The organism is Acinetobacter sp. Li1LvA2 (genome assembly GCF_056156705.1).
Map to the genome: position 1 here is coordinate 236,022 of NZ_JBSICF010000004.1, position 15,683 is coordinate 251,704.

17 protein-coding genes and 1 riboswitch are annotated in these 15,683 nt (G+C 40.4%); of the genes, 6 read left to right on the top strand and 11 right to left on the bottom strand.

The window, feature by feature from the left end:
• Window positions 1-40 precede the first annotated feature (40 nt).
• Window positions 41-1,195 carry a radical SAM family heme chaperone HemW gene (gene hemW / locus ACS604_RS10650; RefSeq protein WP_474771728.1) on the bottom strand — a complete coding sequence of 385 codons (1,155 nt, stop codon included), beginning with the start codon at window positions 1,193-1,195 and terminating at the stop codon, window positions 41-43.
• 116 nt (window positions 1,196-1,311) lie between these two features.
• On the opposite strand from hemW, the gene ACS604_RS10655 reads away from it, so the two are divergent.
• Window positions 1,312-1,773 (top strand): DMT family transporter, encoded by a 462-nt coding sequence (locus ACS604_RS10655; RefSeq protein ID WP_004794898.1) that lies wholly within the window; start codon window positions 1,312-1,314, stop codon window positions 1,771-1,773.
• 33 nt (window positions 1,774-1,806) lie between these two features.
• A complete protein-coding gene (abeM, locus tag ACS604_RS10660) occupies window positions 1,807-3,153 on the top strand; it encodes a multidrug efflux MATE transporter AbeM (protein WP_005301990.1) in 1,347 nt (448 codons plus the stop codon).
• 33 nt (window positions 3,154-3,186) lie between these two features.
• On the opposite strand, the gene ACS604_RS10665 is transcribed toward abeM, so the two are convergent.
• Window positions 3,187-4,437 carry an acyl-CoA dehydrogenase family protein gene (locus tag ACS604_RS10665; protein ID WP_005301987.1) on the bottom strand — a complete coding sequence of 417 codons (1,251 nt, stop codon included), beginning with the start codon at window positions 4,435-4,437 and terminating at the stop codon, window positions 3,187-3,189.
• A 32-nt stretch (window positions 4,438-4,469) separates the two neighbouring features.
• Window positions 4,470-5,717 carry an SfnB family sulfur acquisition oxidoreductase gene (locus tag ACS604_RS10670; RefSeq protein ID WP_151964049.1) on the bottom strand — a complete coding sequence of 416 codons (1,248 nt, stop codon included), beginning with the start codon at window positions 5,715-5,717 and terminating at the stop codon, window positions 4,470-4,472.
• A 256-nt stretch (window positions 5,718-5,973) separates the two neighbouring features.
• On the opposite strand from ACS604_RS10670, the gene ACS604_RS10675 reads away from it, so the two are divergent.
• The 3 genes from ACS604_RS10675 (at window position 5,974) to ACS604_RS10685 (ending at window position 8,214) form a co-directional block, all read left to right on the top strand.
• Window positions 5,974-7,272: an ABC1 kinase family protein gene (locus ACS604_RS10675; protein ID WP_440202979.1), complete on the top strand. Its 1,299-nt coding sequence runs from the start codon at window positions 5,974-5,976 to the stop codon at window positions 7,270-7,272.
• A gap of 101 nt (window positions 7,273-7,373) precedes the next feature.
• Window positions 7,374-7,628 carry a type B 50S ribosomal protein L31 gene (locus ACS604_RS10680; RefSeq protein ID WP_005301976.1) on the top strand — a complete coding sequence of 85 codons (255 nt, stop codon included), beginning with the start codon at window positions 7,374-7,376 and terminating at the stop codon, window positions 7,626-7,628.
• A gap of 250 nt (window positions 7,629-7,878) precedes the next feature.
• The gene (locus tag ACS604_RS10685) at window positions 7,879-8,214 is read left to right on the top strand and encodes a HopJ type III effector protein (RefSeq protein ID WP_004794912.1); all 336 of its coding nucleotides are present in this window, start codon (window positions 7,879-7,881) and stop codon (window positions 8,212-8,214) included.
• A 464-nt stretch (window positions 8,215-8,678) separates the two neighbouring features.
• Here ACS604_RS10685 and crcB read toward each other — a convergent pair whose 3' ends face one another.
• The 4 genes from crcB to ACS604_RS10705 all read right to left on the bottom strand — a co-directional run bounded on the left by crcB (window position 8,679) and on the right by ACS604_RS10705 (window position 11,619).
• Window positions 8,679-9,059: a fluoride efflux transporter CrcB gene (gene crcB / locus ACS604_RS10690; RefSeq protein ID WP_440202977.1), complete on the bottom strand. Its 381-nt coding sequence runs from the start codon at window positions 9,057-9,059 to the stop codon at window positions 8,679-8,681.
• 126 nt (window positions 9,060-9,185) lie between these two features.
• Window positions 9,186-9,252: riboswitch (Fluoride riboswitch) on the bottom strand.
• 45 nt (window positions 9,253-9,297) lie between these two features.
• Complete coding sequence (locus ACS604_RS10695) at window positions 9,298-9,708, bottom strand: GFA family protein (RefSeq protein WP_144733963.1); 411 nt, start codon at window positions 9,706-9,708, stop codon at window positions 9,298-9,300.
• 77 nt (window positions 9,709-9,785) lie between these two features.
• On the bottom strand, window positions 9,786-10,991 hold the full coding sequence (locus ACS604_RS10700; RefSeq protein WP_312820911.1) for a TIGR03862 family flavoprotein: 1,206 nt from the start codon (window positions 10,989-10,991) through the stop codon (window positions 9,786-9,788).
• Entirely contained in the window at window positions 10,981-11,619 is a 639-nt protein-coding gene (locus ACS604_RS10705) for a class I SAM-dependent methyltransferase (RefSeq protein ID WP_081399214.1), read from the bottom strand. Before ACS604_RS10705 ends, ACS604_RS10700 begins: the two co-directional genes overlap by 11 nt.
• An 87-nt stretch (window positions 11,620-11,706) precedes the next feature.
• Between ACS604_RS10705 and ACS604_RS10710 the strand changes: the two genes are divergently transcribed.
• Entirely contained in the window at window positions 11,707-11,901 is a 195-nt protein-coding gene (locus ACS604_RS10710; protein WP_004794921.1) for a DNA gyrase inhibitor YacG, read from the top strand.
• Here ACS604_RS10710 and ACS604_RS10715 read toward each other — a convergent pair.
• From ACS604_RS10715 to murI, 4 genes are all read right to left on the bottom strand, one after another.
• On the bottom strand, window positions 11,898-12,542 hold the full coding sequence (locus ACS604_RS10715) for an MBL fold metallo-hydrolase (RefSeq protein ID WP_238612061.1): 645 nt from the start codon (window positions 12,540-12,542) through the stop codon (window positions 11,898-11,900). The genes ACS604_RS10710 and ACS604_RS10715 overlap by 4 nt on opposite strands.
• Before the next feature lie 23 nt (window positions 12,543-12,565).
• Window positions 12,566-13,582: a ferrochelatase gene (hemH, locus tag ACS604_RS10720; protein WP_312820913.1), complete on the bottom strand. Its 1,017-nt coding sequence runs from the start codon at window positions 13,580-13,582 to the stop codon at window positions 12,566-12,568.
• Between the two features lie 73 nt (window positions 13,583-13,655).
• A complete protein-coding gene (locus ACS604_RS10725) occupies window positions 13,656-14,660 on the bottom strand; it encodes a DUF4062 domain-containing protein (protein ID WP_312820915.1) in 1,005 nt (334 codons plus the stop codon).
• 117 nt (window positions 14,661-14,777) lie between these two features.
• Window positions 14,778-15,644 (bottom strand): glutamate racemase, encoded by an 867-nt coding sequence (gene murI / locus ACS604_RS10730; RefSeq protein ID WP_013199052.1) that lies wholly within the window; start codon window positions 15,642-15,644, stop codon window positions 14,778-14,780.
• Window positions 15,645-15,683: the final 39 nt, after the last annotated feature.

The following is a 15,683-nucleotide window of genomic DNA, read 5'->3' on the forward strand; positions in this document are numbered from 1 at the left end:
AAAAAGCCGCATTTGATAATGCGGCTTTTACTTTGTTTTATTATAAAAACTCTTCAAGCACGGAGTTCAAGAAAATATGCCCTTGCTCTGTACAAGCTAAACGAGAACTATCCTCTACCAAAAGCTTTCTAGCTCGTAGTGAAGTGAGTACCTCATTTAAATGATCTAAGCTTAAGCCTGTACGCTGTTCATATAACTCAGCTTTTACACCATCATTTAGACGTAAAGCATTCATCATAAACTCAAAAGGTAGCTCTTCTGCCTCAATCTTTTTCATTTGCAAATGTTCAGCTGGAACCTTAGCCAAATAGTCTTTTGGCAAACGGGTCTTTTGGAAACGATACACACCATCCGGTCGTGTCACTTTGCCATGTGCCCCTGCACCAATCGCAAGATAATCACCAAATTCCCAATAATTCAAATTATGTGCTGAAGGTAGCTCTTTACGCCATGCCGAAACTTCATAATTTATAAAACCATTTGCCTTAAGATATGCCTCACCCTGCTCTTGAATGTCTTCAAGCATTTCATCTTGTGGTAAAACGGGTTGGGTACGGAAGAAAACGGTATTCGGTTCAATGGTAAGTTGATACCAACTAATATGAGTTGCTCCACTTTCTACAGCAAGCTTGAGATCATAGAGCGCCTGCTCTAGCGTTTGCTCAGGCAAACCATGCATTAAGTCTACATTCACTCGCTTAAAGCCAGCCTGCTTTGCTTGTTGAATCGCTTCAATTGCATTGTTTGCAGAATGAATACGTCCAAGCTTTTGCAAATGATTAATATCAAAGCTCTGGACACCAATAGACAAGCGATTAATGCCTGCCTCTAAATACCCTGCAAATGGGTCATGCTCTACCGTTCCCGGATTTGCCTCTAAGGTAATTTCACAGCCATCTTCAAATTTAAGCAATGACTTAAGTTCTGCAAACAACCATACATAACCCTGTGCCGAAATCAGTGAAGGTGTTCCACCACCAATAAACACACTATGAATTGGGCGTCCCTGTGCCATCTCTAGTTGAGTTTCAAAGTCGGCGACCAATGCTTTTAAATAGGTTTGCTCAAGTTCTGATGAAAGTGCTCCGTCTGGTACTGCATGCGAGTTAAAGTCACAATATGGGCATTTACGCACGCACCACGGCATATGGATATATAAAGATAGAGGAATAGAAGCAGGGTTTAATACGGCCAAGGAGCAGGTCCAATTTACACAATATTTCTATTTTAACATGACTGCATCAATGGGCTTATGAAAACATACCTTAATTGCTTTAGACTAAATTTAAACATTCTTAAATACTGATAAAAATGATGAAATTCTCTAGCCAACTTTTCCTGATCTTACCCTTAGCTATGGGAATCGGTGTTGCCATGGCTTTTCAGACCGCAATTAATGCTCAACTGCGCGAGCAACTACACTCACCCTTACAAGCAGCTTTATTATCATTTTTCATAGGTACTATTGTTTTAGCAATTATGGTTTTCTTTCAAAGTGCCGAGAAGCCCTCTTTAAGTGAAATATCAAATATTCCATGGCTTCTTTGGACTGGAGGATTTCTTGGGGTTTATGCAATCAGCATGAGCATTTATACTGCACCTAAGCTTGGTTTTTTAACCTTTACAGGGCTAGTCGTTTTTGGGCAAATCGTTATTTCTATGTTACTTGATCATTTTGGTTGGTTGGGCACAGAAAAGACACCTGTTACATGGCAACGGTTTCTTGGTGGAGTCATCATCTTTGTCGGTGTGGTACTCACTTTGCAGCGTTAGCTTCATTTTTTATATTTAAAAAGAGTACCTTTTGTGTCGAATGTCACATCTTTTCGGGCTGAATTAAAACAACTCTTCCACTTAATGCTACCGATTTTAATTACCCAGTTTGCTCAAGCAGGATTCGGGTTAATTGACACTATTATGGCTGGGCATTTATCTGCAACCGATTTAGCAGCAATTGCTGTAGGGGTCGGTTTATGGGTTCCAATCATGCTCCTGTTCAGCGGCATTATGATTGCAACAACACCCTTGGTAGCCGAAGCAAAAGGCGCAAGAAATACAGAGCAGATCCCTGTCGTTGTTCGTCAGTCATTATGGGTTGCTGTCATTTTAGGTGTACTGGCAATGCTCATTTTGCAGCTTATGCCGTTTTTCTTGCATGTGTTCGGCGTACCAGAGAGCTTACGACCTAAAGCAAGCTTGTTCTTACATGCAATTGGTTTAGGTATGCCAGCTGTGACCATGTACGCAGCCCTACGTGGCTATTCAGAAGCATTAGGCCATCCACGTCCTGTCACAGCTATTAGCCTATTAGCTTTAGTTGTATTGGTCCCTCTTAACATGATCTTTATGCATGGATTAGGGCCAATACCTGCATTAGGTAGCGCTGGCTGTGGTTTTGCAACCTCCATTTTACAATGGCTCATGTTAATTACATTAGCAGGCTATATTTATAAAGCTTCGGCTTATCAAAACACCTCTATTTTTGGCCGATTTGATAAAATTAATATGGCTTTAGTTAAAAGAATTTTACAGCTTGGTTTACCAATCGGTTTAGCTGTGTTCTTTGAGATTAGTATTTTTAGTACAGGTGCATTGGTTCTTAGCCCTCTTGGTGAAGTGTTTATTGCTGCACACCAAGTCGCAATTTCCGTTACCTCTGTGCTGTTTATGATTCCGCTTTCACTAGCCATTGCCTTAACCATCCGTGTCGGTACTTATTATGGTGAAAAGAACTGGGCTGCAATGTACCAAGTACAAAAAATTGGTCTCAGCACAGCAATATTTTTTGCCATATTAACCATGACTTTTATTGCTCTAGGCCGTGAACAAATTATCTCGATTTATACTCAAGACTTAAACGTAGCTCCTGTTGCGATGTATTTACTCTGGTTTGCAATGGCATATCAGTTGATGGATGCATTACAAGTGAGTGCCGCAGGCTGTTTAAGAGGTATGCAAGATACTCAAGCACCGATGTGGATTACGCTTATGGCGTATTGGGTGATTGCTTTCCCTATTGGGCTTTATTTAGCGCGTTATACCCATTGGGGCGTGGCTGGTGTGTGGCTAGGTTTGATTATTGGTTTGAGCATTGCTTGTGTTTTATTACTTTCAAGGCTTTATTTAAATACCAAACGTTTAAGCCAGACCTAATAAAAAAGCCGATGAAACATCGGCTTTTTTTCATTATGCAGACTTTGCCCGAGGGCTTGCTCCAATTTGCCAGACAAAGGGTAAATCGGTACGGTTCACTTCCCAATCTCCAATCACCTTTTCTTTATAGATGAGCGGATTATGAGAAGAGACTGTTCGTGCATTACGCCAGAAACGGTCGAGTTGTTTAACCTGACTACTTGCCGATGCACCTAAAGCGTTAAATAACTGGCTGGTTAAATCCAATACCAAATTAGAAATCACCACCTGCCCTTGTGCCGACTCAAGCTCGGCATCTACATTAAACTGATGTTCTTTCACCTCTAACTCACTAAAGTGACTTTCATAAGCCTTCTGTAAGGCTTCTGCTGTTTTAATCGTAATTGCTAGACTTCCATAGGCTTGAGCCGAGGCTTTACCCACCACCTGTAAAACTTGTGGGTCGTGACGAACAAGGTCACCATTACCATGACTAAAAATACGCTTTCGCTCACGTATTTCTTGGCTAAAAGTTTCGACCGCGGCATGTGCAATCCCTGTTAGGGTTGCAAGGTGGACAACCTGATAAAAAGCGGTCTGATATTTAAAACGCTGATCAAATGGAATAAGGTGCGAAGCTGGTAAATGAACCTGATGTACTTTTAAAGTACCACTGCCCGTTGTCTTTTGACCAAAGCCATCCCAATCATCAATTACACTTACCCCAGTTTCATGACGATAAATAGCAGCAATCACATGACGGTCATTCACTTCATCGTAAGCAAATAAATCAATCCAGTCAGCAAAAATACTTCCTGTTGAATAGTACTTTTCACCATTCACCACCAAGTTACCCGAAGCATCTTTGGTTACTCGGGTAACGACATCACCAATCTGTACATTTCCAACTTCGGTCCATGCGTTTCCAACTAAATCACCTTGTACAAAACGCTGAAACCAGACTTCCTGCGAATGCTCTTTATGCGCAACTAAACGGTCTTCGACAAAAGCAAAGTGTCCACGCAACGCTTGCACAATATTCGAATCTGCTTGCGCCAATTCTGCTAGAAGCTGGAAAAGTTGTGGCAATGATACCCCATCTCCACCATATTTAACCGGAACACGTACCGCACCTAATTTGAGTTCTTTTAACCACTGAATAGGTTCAAAAGGCAAGATTCGTTCTTTTTCTCGTTGAATTGCACCTTGGGCAATTTTTTCAAAAACTGGACGAAATCTACTTGCTACCTTTTCATAATCGGCACCTACCGATAGCTCTTCTAATTCAATTTGGGTAATTGTCATCTTTATTCTCCTAATCTTATTTTTTCTTCACTTTAGCTCCACGCATGACGAGGTGGATGGATGCCATTGAGGTAGTAATTACCGACAATGTGATATTTCCAACGCACGGGATCATGCAAGGTGTGAGTGCGAGCATTACGCCAATGTCGGTCCAGATTAAGTTCTGACAAGGTCGATCTTGTTCCAGACAGCTCAAAAAGCTTATTCGCTGCTAAAATCGCAATTTCTGTGGTTAAGACTTTTGCTTCTGCAACTAGTAATGTCGCTTGATTTACATGCTCTTCTGTCGTGTCGGCAATTGCCTGATCAATCGCATCTCCTGCTAAATCTAATACCGCTTCTGCTGCACGAAGTTTTATTTTTAAATCACCAATGTTTGCAATTGTGTAAGGGTCATCGCTGGCTTTTTCCAAACCTGAATCGACCCATGCGCGGCTATGATTTTTGACATAGTGAATTGTTTCTTCAATTGCACCACGTGCAATACCAGCATCAACAGCAGCTTGAATAAATTGTGAAATTGCACCTGCCGGTGTAGGACGTTCGAAAGCCTGATAAATCGGAATTAGATATTCTTCACGTACTGGAACTTGATTAAGTTCAACGGTTCCACTGGCCGTGGTTCGTTGCCCAAAGCCAGACCAGTCATTAATAATATTAACCCCTGAAGTTTCCCGAGGAACTAGTGCCGCATAAGGCTGCCCCTGTTCATTTACAGCGACAATTGGAACCCAATGTGCAAGCAATGCGCCTGTTGCAAAAAACTTCTTCCCATTAATTTCATAACCGTGCTCGGTCTTTTTTAATGTGGTAGTGAGGTCAGCCACCGTTTTGCTATGTTTTTCCGAAAATGCATTGCCAAAACGAATCCCTCTCAACACTAAGTTAAAGAAGAACTGTTGTTGTTCTGGGCCTGCATCAAGACGTAAATGTTCAATAAAAGCCAAGTGATTTTGGGGAAGCTGTGCAAGAGATGGATCAACACTCGCAATTGTTTTGATGACCTCAGCCAAAGTTCGATATTTGACTTGTGCACCACCAAATTGCTTGGGAACTGTAATGGCCCATAAGCCGCTTTGTGAGAACTGTTGAATTTCATTTAGGGGTAAACGGCGCTCCTTGTCTCGATCGGATGCTTCGTGTGCGAACTCTTGCGCAAGTTGTTTGGCAACCTCAATTGCTTCTTCATCAGAACGAATAATATGCGCATCTTTTGACTGCTCAAACACAGATAAAGGAACCGCCTGAGACCGCCCATGGGCTGAACTTAAACTTGTCATAACTTTTGTTATCTCTATTTTTATTTAACCGACCATTCACATTAGCACCAAAAAAACAGACACTTTATAGATATTAAAGCTTTGTTTATGAAATGGATTTTCACAAGCTTTTCATAATTTTTACTATAAAAATAACATTTTGTTTTTCGAAAATTTTCTTACATGAGATAAACAATTTCATATAGGCTTTTTAAGCTTAGTCACCTATGATCAAAACTAGGCAATATTATGTTGTAGTCAATGAGGTATCGAAGATATGGCAAAGAATGCAAGTTCACCCGGCAAACGATTTATGAAACTTGCAGGAATGACCGCGAGCATTGCAACGAAAACCGTTTCTAACTCGATTCGAAACTTGACCGCAGATGAAGAACAAAAGCTGGCTTCAAAAACCAAGTTATTTCAGGATATTGGTTTGCAAATTGCCGACACCTTAGGTGAAATGAAAGGTGCCGTCATGAAAGTCGGCCAAATTGCATCTCAATATAAAGATATTTTCCCACCCGAAGTCGCTAAAGCAATTTCAAAGTTACAACGCCAAGCCCCAGCCATGCCTTTTGCTGCCATTCAGCAACAAGTTGAACGTGAGCTTGGAAAACCGCTCAATGTTGCCTTTAAATCTTTTGATCAAGAACCTTTTGCAGCTGCTTCAATTGGCCAAGTTCACAAAGCTACTCTACCTAGTGGCGAACAAGTTGTAGTGAAAGTTCAATATCCTGGTGTTGATGAAGCCTGTGAAAGTGACTTAAAACAAGTGCGTTTAGCTCTTCGTTTAATGGGTGTACTAAAAATTGATAAAAAGCTACAAGATCAACTTTTTGCAGAAATTCAAGACAGTCTTTCAGCAGAACTTAACTATGAAATCGAGGCTCAAAACCTTGAAGTTTTTAAAACATTTCATAGCCAGTTAGATGACAAAATCATCATCCCTACTGTTTATAAAGATTACTCTTCAAGACGTATTTTAACCTTGAGTCTAGAACAAGGTGACAGCATTGAAACTGCCAGTGTATGGCCTATCGAAATTCGAAATACGATTGGACGTCGTTTGATTCGTGCTTTAGGTCAGGAAATGTTCTTTCTAAAACGTTTTCACTGTGACCCTCATCCGGGTAACTTTGCCTTCCGCCAAGACGGTAGTGTCATTATTTATGACTATGGCAGTGTTAAAACGCTTTCAAACGAAATCGTGCAGCACTTTAAATGTTTAGTAAATGCAGCTCGCCATGAAAATATTGATTTGATTGAAACTGAGTTACTTGAGCTACATTCAATTTCTGAAAAAGGTAAATTCCCGACTGATCTATATAAACTCTGGATTGAAGTGTTATTACGCCCGCTTACCACCACTTATGATTTTGCCGAGAACTCATCACATCATGATGGCATGTTGCTTGTGAAAAAATCTTTGAAGTACTGGGATGTCTTTAAGCCTTCACCAGACACTTTGATGGTCAACAGAACCATTTCAGGACACTACTGGAACCTCATTCACTTAAAAGTACATGACAATCTGAACGGTCTATTTGAAGAGCTTGTCCCACCTTCTAACTAACTTAATTTACTGATCAATGTAGCCTTCTAGGGGTTACATTGACTTTTTAATTGTTATGTTATAACATTTCTTTAATCAAAAATAATTTAGGACAATCTCACATGCGTAAAGATATTCATCCTGCTTATCAACAAGTGTTATTTCATGACACCAATGCAGACGTGTACTTCTTAATTGGTAGTACTCTTCAGTCTAAACAAACCAAAGAATATCAAGGAAAAGTCTATCCTTATGTAACCCTTGATATTTCAAGTGCATCTCACCCTTTCTACACAGGTGAAGTACGTCAAGCAAGTAACGAAGGCCGCGTTGCAACCTTTAATAAACGCTTCGCTCGCTTTAATCGTAAGAGTTAATCTTACGTTAAGATTTGACCAATACACTTAAATCATTGGAAGCCTAAGACTATCTCCTCCACTTAGGCTTCTTTTTTTATGTGTATTTTTTCGATCTTTTTATATTGTGTATAAAAGAGAACTTATCCACAACTTGTCTAAAAACTCTTCTTATTTTGCCCACAACTCATCATTTTTTGTATTCGCCAAGCTTTCAAAGTTGCTATTCGATGCTATGCTTAAACCCTCATTTGATAGGAAGTTTTAGATAATGGCACAAGAGTTACTTGCCCAATTACAAGCAGGCACAGCAAAATTTTCAGACGTTTTAGCTCATATTGAAGCACGTTACCAACATACTCCAACGGCTTTTCAAAATGGCGCACAGCATAACGCTGCGACTGAAAATCAAGGCAGTGCGAAAGTTTTCTCTTTTGCCAAGTTACAAGGTTTAGACCAAGCTCAAACTTTAAGTTTATTTGCAGAACACTACGCATCTGTATTGGCTACACCTGAGGGCACTGACCATCAAAATATTCGTCAGTTTATGCAAAATGGTTGGGATGGTGTGAAGTTTGAAGGTCAGGCTTTGGCTGAAAAAGCTTAATCATTTTTTAGTACAGCCTCAAATTATGAGATTTTCTAAAGCCTATTAATAGGCAATGCCTCACTTTTGAGGGCAAAAGTGACAAAACCCTTTGTTGCGCTGATGCTACATCCATGTAGCACAGCGAAACGACGGCATCCATGCCGTCTATCACGATAGTAAATGCCTTATTTTTCTTATTTATTTTATTAGCCCCTTATATTTGATACGTAATAACGTCATTCGCAGCCTGCGTGGTGTCAATAAAAAATCGTTTTTGCAAAGCATAAGATAAATGGATTCAGTGAACAGGTTCTGCGAATGACAGATGCCTTTGGTTACTTTGGGCAAAACCAAAGTAACTTAATTAGCTGCTCCCATTAGATAATTCAACGGTAAGACTCCGTCGTGAAAATCCTACCCAACATTCAACTTCGATGAGCTCTCACAACTTAAAATCATACTCAATTCTTAAATATAAAAACTCAATGCCCCGTTACCCAATAATAAGTCGCCAACCCCAAACACGTAAAAATTAACGATCCAATCAAATGAATAGAAATCCCCAACATCGCCATTCCCAATTTGCCACTTTGTAATAAAGTCACAATCTCAATCGAGAACGTTGAAAACGTAGTTAAAGCACCACAAAAACCCGTAATCACAAAAAGCTTATAGTTCGGGCTTAAATCACTTTGAGCAAAATAGGCAATCGCAAAACCAATAATAAAACCACCAACCAAATTAACAGTGACAGTACCGAGTGGAATTTGCGGGTAAATCGGGTTAAGTTTTAAACCTAAAAACCAACGTAACCACGCCCCTAGAACTGAGCCTAAAGCAATTGAAAGTAGAGAATAATACATATGACCACCCCTTTAGATAGACGCTAAAAGAGCAAAAAATAATGAAGAAAAATATGACATAGCGTACTCCAAAAATAAGCAGAGTACGCAATAACCTACGTACCCAGCGATATATAAATACATGAGGGTAACGTAGGCATCATTAGCCAATACGGCGGTTTTTCAAGGGAGGAATGCCATCTCCCCGTTTTAAGTATATTAGATCATCTTGAATTTGATTTAAATATACATTGTAAAATCATGGACGTTCATCGTATTGCGGTAAGTCGTCACGAATGCATTCCCACTCTGCCTTAGAGGCAGCAAAAATATGCATTGTCGGTTTTTGGTTTAATGGTGTATCCAGTGTCCCAATTCTTACACGATACAGTTCAGGCTGCGCATCACGCGAACTAATCAAAGGTGAACCACATTCGCTACAGAACCAACGGTATACACCTTCCACAGCGAATTTTTTGACTAAGTCTTCACCTTGGGTAATTTTAAAATCTGTACTTTTAACAGGAGCATTCGTGGCAAATGCTGTTCCATTGGATTTTCGGCAACGTTGACAATGGCATTGAATAATATCCCCGATATCGCCTTTAATTTCATAGCGAATACCTTGGCACAAACAACTTCCTTGATAAACTGGTGATGCTTGAGACATGTTCTCGTAAATCCTATTATTATTGATCGCTCAAAAATAACACTTTTCACATACCAAACATAGCACCGAATTCGTTGTTATTTTTCTAAGAATAAATGTACCCCTTCACCAGCCGCTCGCCCTGTTGCAAAACATGCAGTAAGTAAATATCCGCCCGTAGGAGCATCCCAATCCAGCATTTCACCACAGCAAAACACACCTGAGATTTGTTTGAGGCTCAAATTCTCAGTTAATGCTTTTTGCTTAATACCACCAGCACAACTAATCGCCTCTCCAATAGGCCTAAAGCCATCTAACTTGATTTGAAGTGCTTTAATTTGCTGAGCCATAGTCTCTGGTTGGCTCCATAACGCTTTATCAACGACTTCTCTAATTAAGTTAATTTTGGCCGTGTCTAAGCCTGCTTTACGCCAGATATTAGTGAGCGATTGTTTTTTACCAGCCTGCAATTTTTTAATTAACTGGAACAACTCTACATCGGGCAATAAATCTAAAAATAGATTTAAGCTTTTTCCTTGTTTTTGTTGTTCTCTTAAGGCACGTCCAAGTTTATAAATAACGCCACTCTCTAAACCATAGTGAGTAATTACAATATCGCCATGAGTAACTTGGCTAGGCTCAACCCACGCATTGATACGCTTTAAAGGTTCACCAAAACAGCTTTCCATAAAAGCTGACCAAGTGTGCAATACCCCGGCATTACTTGGCTGGAAAGGCTCAATATCAGATTGATCCACCCATTGCTGCCATGCACCATCACTACCTAATTGTGACCACGACACCGCACCACAAGCCAACACGACTGCATCATATTGCTGGGTAAAAGTTTCAGTGCTTTGATTATTTTGGTTTTCTAAAGTCACCGTTGTACCTTGTAAATTAATACAACGATGACGATAAAAGAATTTAACCTGTTGTTCTGCCAAGCGCTTGAGCCAAGCACGCAGTAAAGGAGCAGCTTTCATTTCGACAGGGAAAATGCGACCTGAGGAACCCACATAAGATTCAATTCCCAGACTTTTCATCCAGTTCTGAATCCAGACTGCATCCCATTTTTCAACCCACGGTTTGAGCCATTCTGCATGATCATAACGTTCAATGAACTGTGCTAAAGGTTCAGCATGTGAGATATTTAAGCCCGTTTTGCCCGCCATCAAAAACTTGCGTGCCGCTGAAGGTTTTTGTTCATAGACATCAATATCATAAGCGTATTGGCTGAGCACCTCAGCAGCCATAAGACCTGCTGGGCCTGCTCCAATAATGGCAACCCGCTTATTCGCCATGTGTTTGCCCTTGCAATGGCGCAAACTCATCAAATCGAGTTTGATAACCTTCAGGCTTAGTCATTATGAGTTGCTGGCAAAGCTCACCGCGCTCTAAATACTTAATTTCAAAATGGGTACGTGCAGAGGTTTGAGCAATTTTTTCTTTTTGGTAAGGCAGCTTCCATACATTTAATAACTGCTGCTCTGCCTCTTCAATATATTCGGGAATATTACTTGCCAGAGTAATGGTTCCACCTGTTTGCAGACGCGAGATTAAGAACTCAAAAAATGGCATATTCAACCAGCGCTGTGCTGGATTATGTGGTTCTGGATTTGGGTAGAGAATAAAGAAATGTTCAACTTGAGCGGGATGCAAAGCATGCACTACCCAAGGCAAAGCATCCGCATGTACAGGCACCAAGTTATCTCTTGGTTCCAAACCATGCTGCTTTTGCATTGCCAAGAATTTTTCTCGGGTTCGTTCAATTGCATACAACGTGTGCTGTGGCTGTTGCCCACTAAAAAGCAAAGCATGTTTGCCCTTGCCCGCTCCAATTTCTACACAAATCGGGGTATTTTCAATTGGGGTAAAATCACGAGGCGCTTGCATACGTTGTGCTTGAAATTGACGAATCGGCATAATCACATCAAACTAAATAAAAATCGGCATAAGTCTAACAAGTCACCTGACTTTTGCCTAATCTATTTCTCTTCACTTTGAGGATATCGCTTTATGCCACGTACATTTCCCTGTCCACGTTGTGGTGAACCAAGTGTTTGGGAAGGCAATGAATTTCGTCCGTTTTGTTCTGAACGTTGTAAACTAATTGATTTAGGCGCTTGGGCAAATGATGAATATAGACTGCCTACCCAAGATGCTCCTCAGCAAAACAAGGGTAGTCAAAATGAAGATGATTATGAGGATTAACCTGCTTTACCCGCGACAAACGGGTTAAATTGCTTTTCATAGCCAATGGTACTCATTGGACCATGTCCAGAAATAAACTGAGTATCATCTGGCAAACTAAAACACTCACGTTTAATCGATTCAATTAACTGCTCATGGTTACCACGTGGGAAGTCTGTGCGCCCAATCGAACCTTTAAACAGAACATCGCCTGTCCAAAGTAAGCCATGGTTTTTATTATAGAAAACCACATGCCCTGGTGTATGCCCTGGTGCAAAGCGTACTTCAAATTCATCTTCACCCAATTTTAGTACTTCACCACCTTCAAGCCATTGATCGACTTTGACAGGTTGTGGAATCGGAAAGCCATAACGTGCTGATACTTCCTGAATCATATCTAGCCAGAACTGATCTTCTTTGTGTGGACCAATAACTGGAACGCTCCATTCTTGGGCAAGCTCACCTACTGCTCCCGCATGATCTAAATGCCCATGAGTTAGCCACAAAGCCTTCACTTTTAAACCTAAGGCTTCTACTTCTTTTTTCAAAACAGCAGCATCGCCACCTGCATCAATCAAAACTGCTTCTTTCGTTTCACTGTCCCAAACAAGGGAACAATTTTGAGCAAATGCAGTAACGGGAACAATTTTGACTTGCAGCATAAGAACCTCTGGCTAAAACGCAATTAACGGTGGGCTAAGGTATGGGTAAGGGCATCAAGATTAGCCTGAACTAAACCTGCAAGCAAATCAATATGAGCCTGATCGCTATTTAAAGCTGGAATATAAGCATAGCTACCACCACCTGCTTCTTGAAACAACTCTGCATTTTGAATGGCTAATTCTTCAAGTGTTTCTAAACAATCGGCAGAAAAAGCTGGGCTTAATACCTGAACGGACTTAACACCTTGCTTCGCCCAATCTTGTAAAAGCTGGTCTGTATAAGGCTTAACCCATTCTTGTTTTCCAAAACGTGATTGGAAGCTAATTGCCCATTCATCATCTTTTAAATGTAAGGCTTCAGCGACTAACTTTGCTGTAATACGACAACGATCTGCATAAGGATCGCCTTTATCTGCATAAGGCTGTGGAATCCCGTGAAATGACATCAACAGTTTTTCAGGTTTACCGTGCTGCTCTTGGTAGGCTAAAACGCTTTCTGCCAATGCTTGAATAAACATAGGATGCTGATAATAGTCTTTAATAATGGTCAGACCCGGCAAGTTCCGCTGAGCTGGAATCCACTTGGCAAATGCATCGTATAACGGCGCAGTAGACGTTGCAGAATATTGAGGAAATAAAGGCAATAAGATGACATGCTCTTGTGGGTTCGTCGCCAATTTTTCTAAAACTGCATCAATACCCGGATTACCATAAGTCATTGCGGGTAAAACGGTTAAATCAAACTGTTTATTTTCTTGCTCTAAATAAGCCTGCACACGTTTGGTTTGTTCAAACACAATTTCGCGCATTGGCGAATCTGCTGACCATACCGAAGCATAGGCATGCGCTACTCTTTTCGGGCGAAAAGGTAAAACAAACAGATTTAAAATAAGCCACCAAATGAATTTCGGTATTTCAATCACACGTGTATCAGATAAAAACTGTTTTAAAAAACGGCGCACCGCAGGCACAGTCGCCTCATCTGGCGTACCTAAATTCGCTAAAATGACAGTAACTTTCGGTTTTTGTTCAAACGACATGTGTAAATGCCTTTCAGTTCATCTTATGACACTAATGTAACAGTTTTCAGTGTCATATATAAATTGAATCGCTCTAAGCTTTTAATCGAACACCTCGATGGTTCCATTTATAACTAAGCAATATCTTTTGGGCTTTAGTTGTTAGTTTCCAAAGGTCATATGATTGCTCAGTTTGTGTTGGGACAATCCAACCTTGTGATTGCATTTGATTTTTAATTCGAAACAGCGCTTTATGATTAATCTGTGCACAGGCCACCGCATGTGCACGAGGTAATTCCTGACGAGCATCTTCTAAGCCTGCCTGATTTAAATATTCATTCAGACAAATTCCAAAATTCTCTTCTGGCACAGCTGTTTCAAAGCGTTTTGCCAGCACGCTCAACAACTGAGACCATGTCATTTGTCTCTGTCGTTTAAGCTCTTTAAAGTTGCCATCCTGAAATGCTTGAATCTGATATTCAAATGCAAAAATATCTTGCGGTGCAACTTCCTTTAACTGAGTTGATGGCTCTGTTACTTGCTGTTCTAACTGCAAAATTTTACTTCTTAATAGTCTAATTTCATCTTCTAACTGCTGAGCTTGATGAGCAGGAACCCAACCTTGTCCCATATGTTGCTCAACCATTAAAGGTATATTTAAACGGACAGCCAACTCCAATTCACGTGGAGTTTTAAAGTAAAAAATATGCTTTGCTTCGTGTAATAACTTTTTTCTAAATGCGAGAAATTTATCTTTAAGTTGTGGATGTGTTTCTTGTAAATCTATTTCGCGGCTTTCAGGCTGTTCATGCATGAACACAATAATAGGTTTAGCCTGACTTAACGCGTATTGATATTCTAAAGACAGATAACTCACACCAGAAATCGATTGTTCTCCATACTGACTTCCTAGAAGTAAGATTACATAATCACATTCATCAATTTGTCGACGTGCAAGTGTGGTTGTTAAAGGTGTTCGATGTTCTAGTCCCCAAGCAAAGAAACCCATTCCCACCAAGGTTTGAGACAAAACCATTCGCTCTGGCTGCATATCGCGGCCAGACGTTGAAATAAAAATCTGATAGCGTGTATCGAGCATAACAATACCCTTTCGCCTCATGATCTGTATCTGACTTAAAATCAGCCAAGATCATGAACCGCCCCAAATAAAATAATAAATATAAAAAAACACTATTTTCTAAATGATGCTAAAACATCAGTTCAGATTATGAAGTGTCCAAGTTAACTCTTGTGGAATCATATGTTGTAAAACAGGTTGTAGTGCGTCAGCATTATTTCCACTGACGTAACATTCAATACGTGCAACATTCTGACCTATTTGGTCACATAATAACGCATTTTTTATTAAAATACGGGCTGTTTGTCGGGCAACTGCGAATCCCGAATCAACCAGTGTGAATTGGTTATCAAAAAGATGATGAATTGCTTCATTTAAGAAAGGATAATGCGTACAACCGAGTACTAAATAGTCTGCACCTTGCTCAGCGGCAGGCTGTAAAACTTCTTTTAATGCTGTTAAACACGCCTCTCCCATTTGCTGTCCCGCTTCCACACAAGGAACAAGTTCAAGGCTGGTTAAGGTCATCACTTTAACACCCGCCGGAACAGCAAACTTCTCAACAACATCTTTAATGAGTTGCCCACGAAAAGTAGCAGGTGTGGCCAACACAGCAACCACTTTAGAACGTGTCTGTAATACGGCAGGTTTTAATGCTGGAACTAAACCAACAATTGGAAAATGTTCACCATAATGTTCACGTAAATGGTCAAGACTAAATGCTGAAGCGGTATTACAGGCAACCACTGCAATTTTACAACCTTGGCGGTATAACCAATCAACGGCTCGGGCTGTGAGTTCTCTAATTTCTTCATCAGAACGTGGGCCATAAGGAACGTAGGCTGTGTCGGCATAATACACAATGCGTTCATTGGGCAAATATCTAGCTATTTCTGCTGCAACTGACATTCCCCCAATTCCCGAATCAAAAATACCAATTGGGGCATCTGCTGATGCTTTAGGCATAGGTTCTAGATCGGTAAATAGAGGTTGTATGGCGGTCATAGCTGTACTGAAGTGTCAGAAAATTTCACTTCCTAAAGC

What these genes read in the sequence shown, in the direction of transcription:
- ACS604_RS10675 (WP_440202979.1), top strand. Translation starts at nt 5,974, where the DNA reads ATGGCAAAGAATGCAAGTTCACCCGGCAAACGATTTATGAAACTTGCA.
- ACS604_RS10665 (WP_005301987.1), bottom strand. Translation starts at nt 4,437, where the DNA reads ATGACAATTACCCAAATTGAATTAGAAGAGCTATCGGTAGGTGCCGAT.
- ACS604_RS10655 (WP_004794898.1), top strand. Translation starts at nt 1,312, where the DNA reads ATGATGAAATTCTCTAGCCAACTTTTCCTGATCTTACCCTTAGCTATG.
- ACS604_RS10680 (WP_005301976.1), top strand. Translation starts at nt 7,374, where the DNA reads ATGCGTAAAGATATTCATCCTGCTTATCAACAAGTGTTATTTCATGAC.
- murI (WP_013199052.1), bottom strand. Translation starts at nt 15,644, where the DNA reads ATGACCGCCATACAACCTCTATTTACCGATCTAGAACCTATGCCTAAA.
- ACS604_RS10695 (WP_144733963.1), bottom strand. Translation starts at nt 9,708, where the DNA reads ATGTCTCAAGCATCACCAGTTTATCAAGGAAGTTGTTTGTGCCAAGGT.
- hemH (WP_312820913.1), bottom strand. Translation starts at nt 13,582, where the DNA reads ATGTCGTTTGAACAAAAACCGAAAGTTACTGTCATTTTAGCGAATTTA.
- ACS604_RS10710 (WP_004794921.1), top strand. Translation starts at nt 11,707, where the DNA reads ATGCCACGTACATTTCCCTGTCCACGTTGTGGTGAACCAAGTGTTTGG.
- ACS604_RS10670 (WP_151964049.1), bottom strand. Translation starts at nt 5,717, where the DNA reads ATGACAAGTTTAAGTTCAGCCCATGGGCGGTCTCAGGCGGTTCCTTTA.
- ACS604_RS10685 (WP_004794912.1), top strand. Translation starts at nt 7,879, where the DNA reads ATGGCACAAGAGTTACTTGCCCAATTACAAGCAGGCACAGCAAAATTT.
- ACS604_RS10715 (WP_238612061.1), bottom strand. Translation starts at nt 12,542, where the DNA reads ATGCTGCAAGTCAAAATTGTTCCCGTTACTGCATTTGCTCAAAATTGT.
- crcB (WP_440202977.1), bottom strand. Translation starts at nt 9,059, where the DNA reads ATGTATTATTCTCTACTTTCAATTGCTTTAGGCTCAGTTCTAGGGGCG.
- ACS604_RS10700 (WP_312820911.1), bottom strand. Translation starts at nt 10,991, where the DNA reads ATGGCGAATAAGCGGGTTGCCATTATTGGAGCAGGCCCAGCAGGTCTT.
- ACS604_RS10725 (WP_312820915.1), bottom strand. Translation starts at nt 14,660, where the DNA reads ATGCTCGATACACGCTATCAGATTTTTATTTCAACGTCTGGCCGCGAT.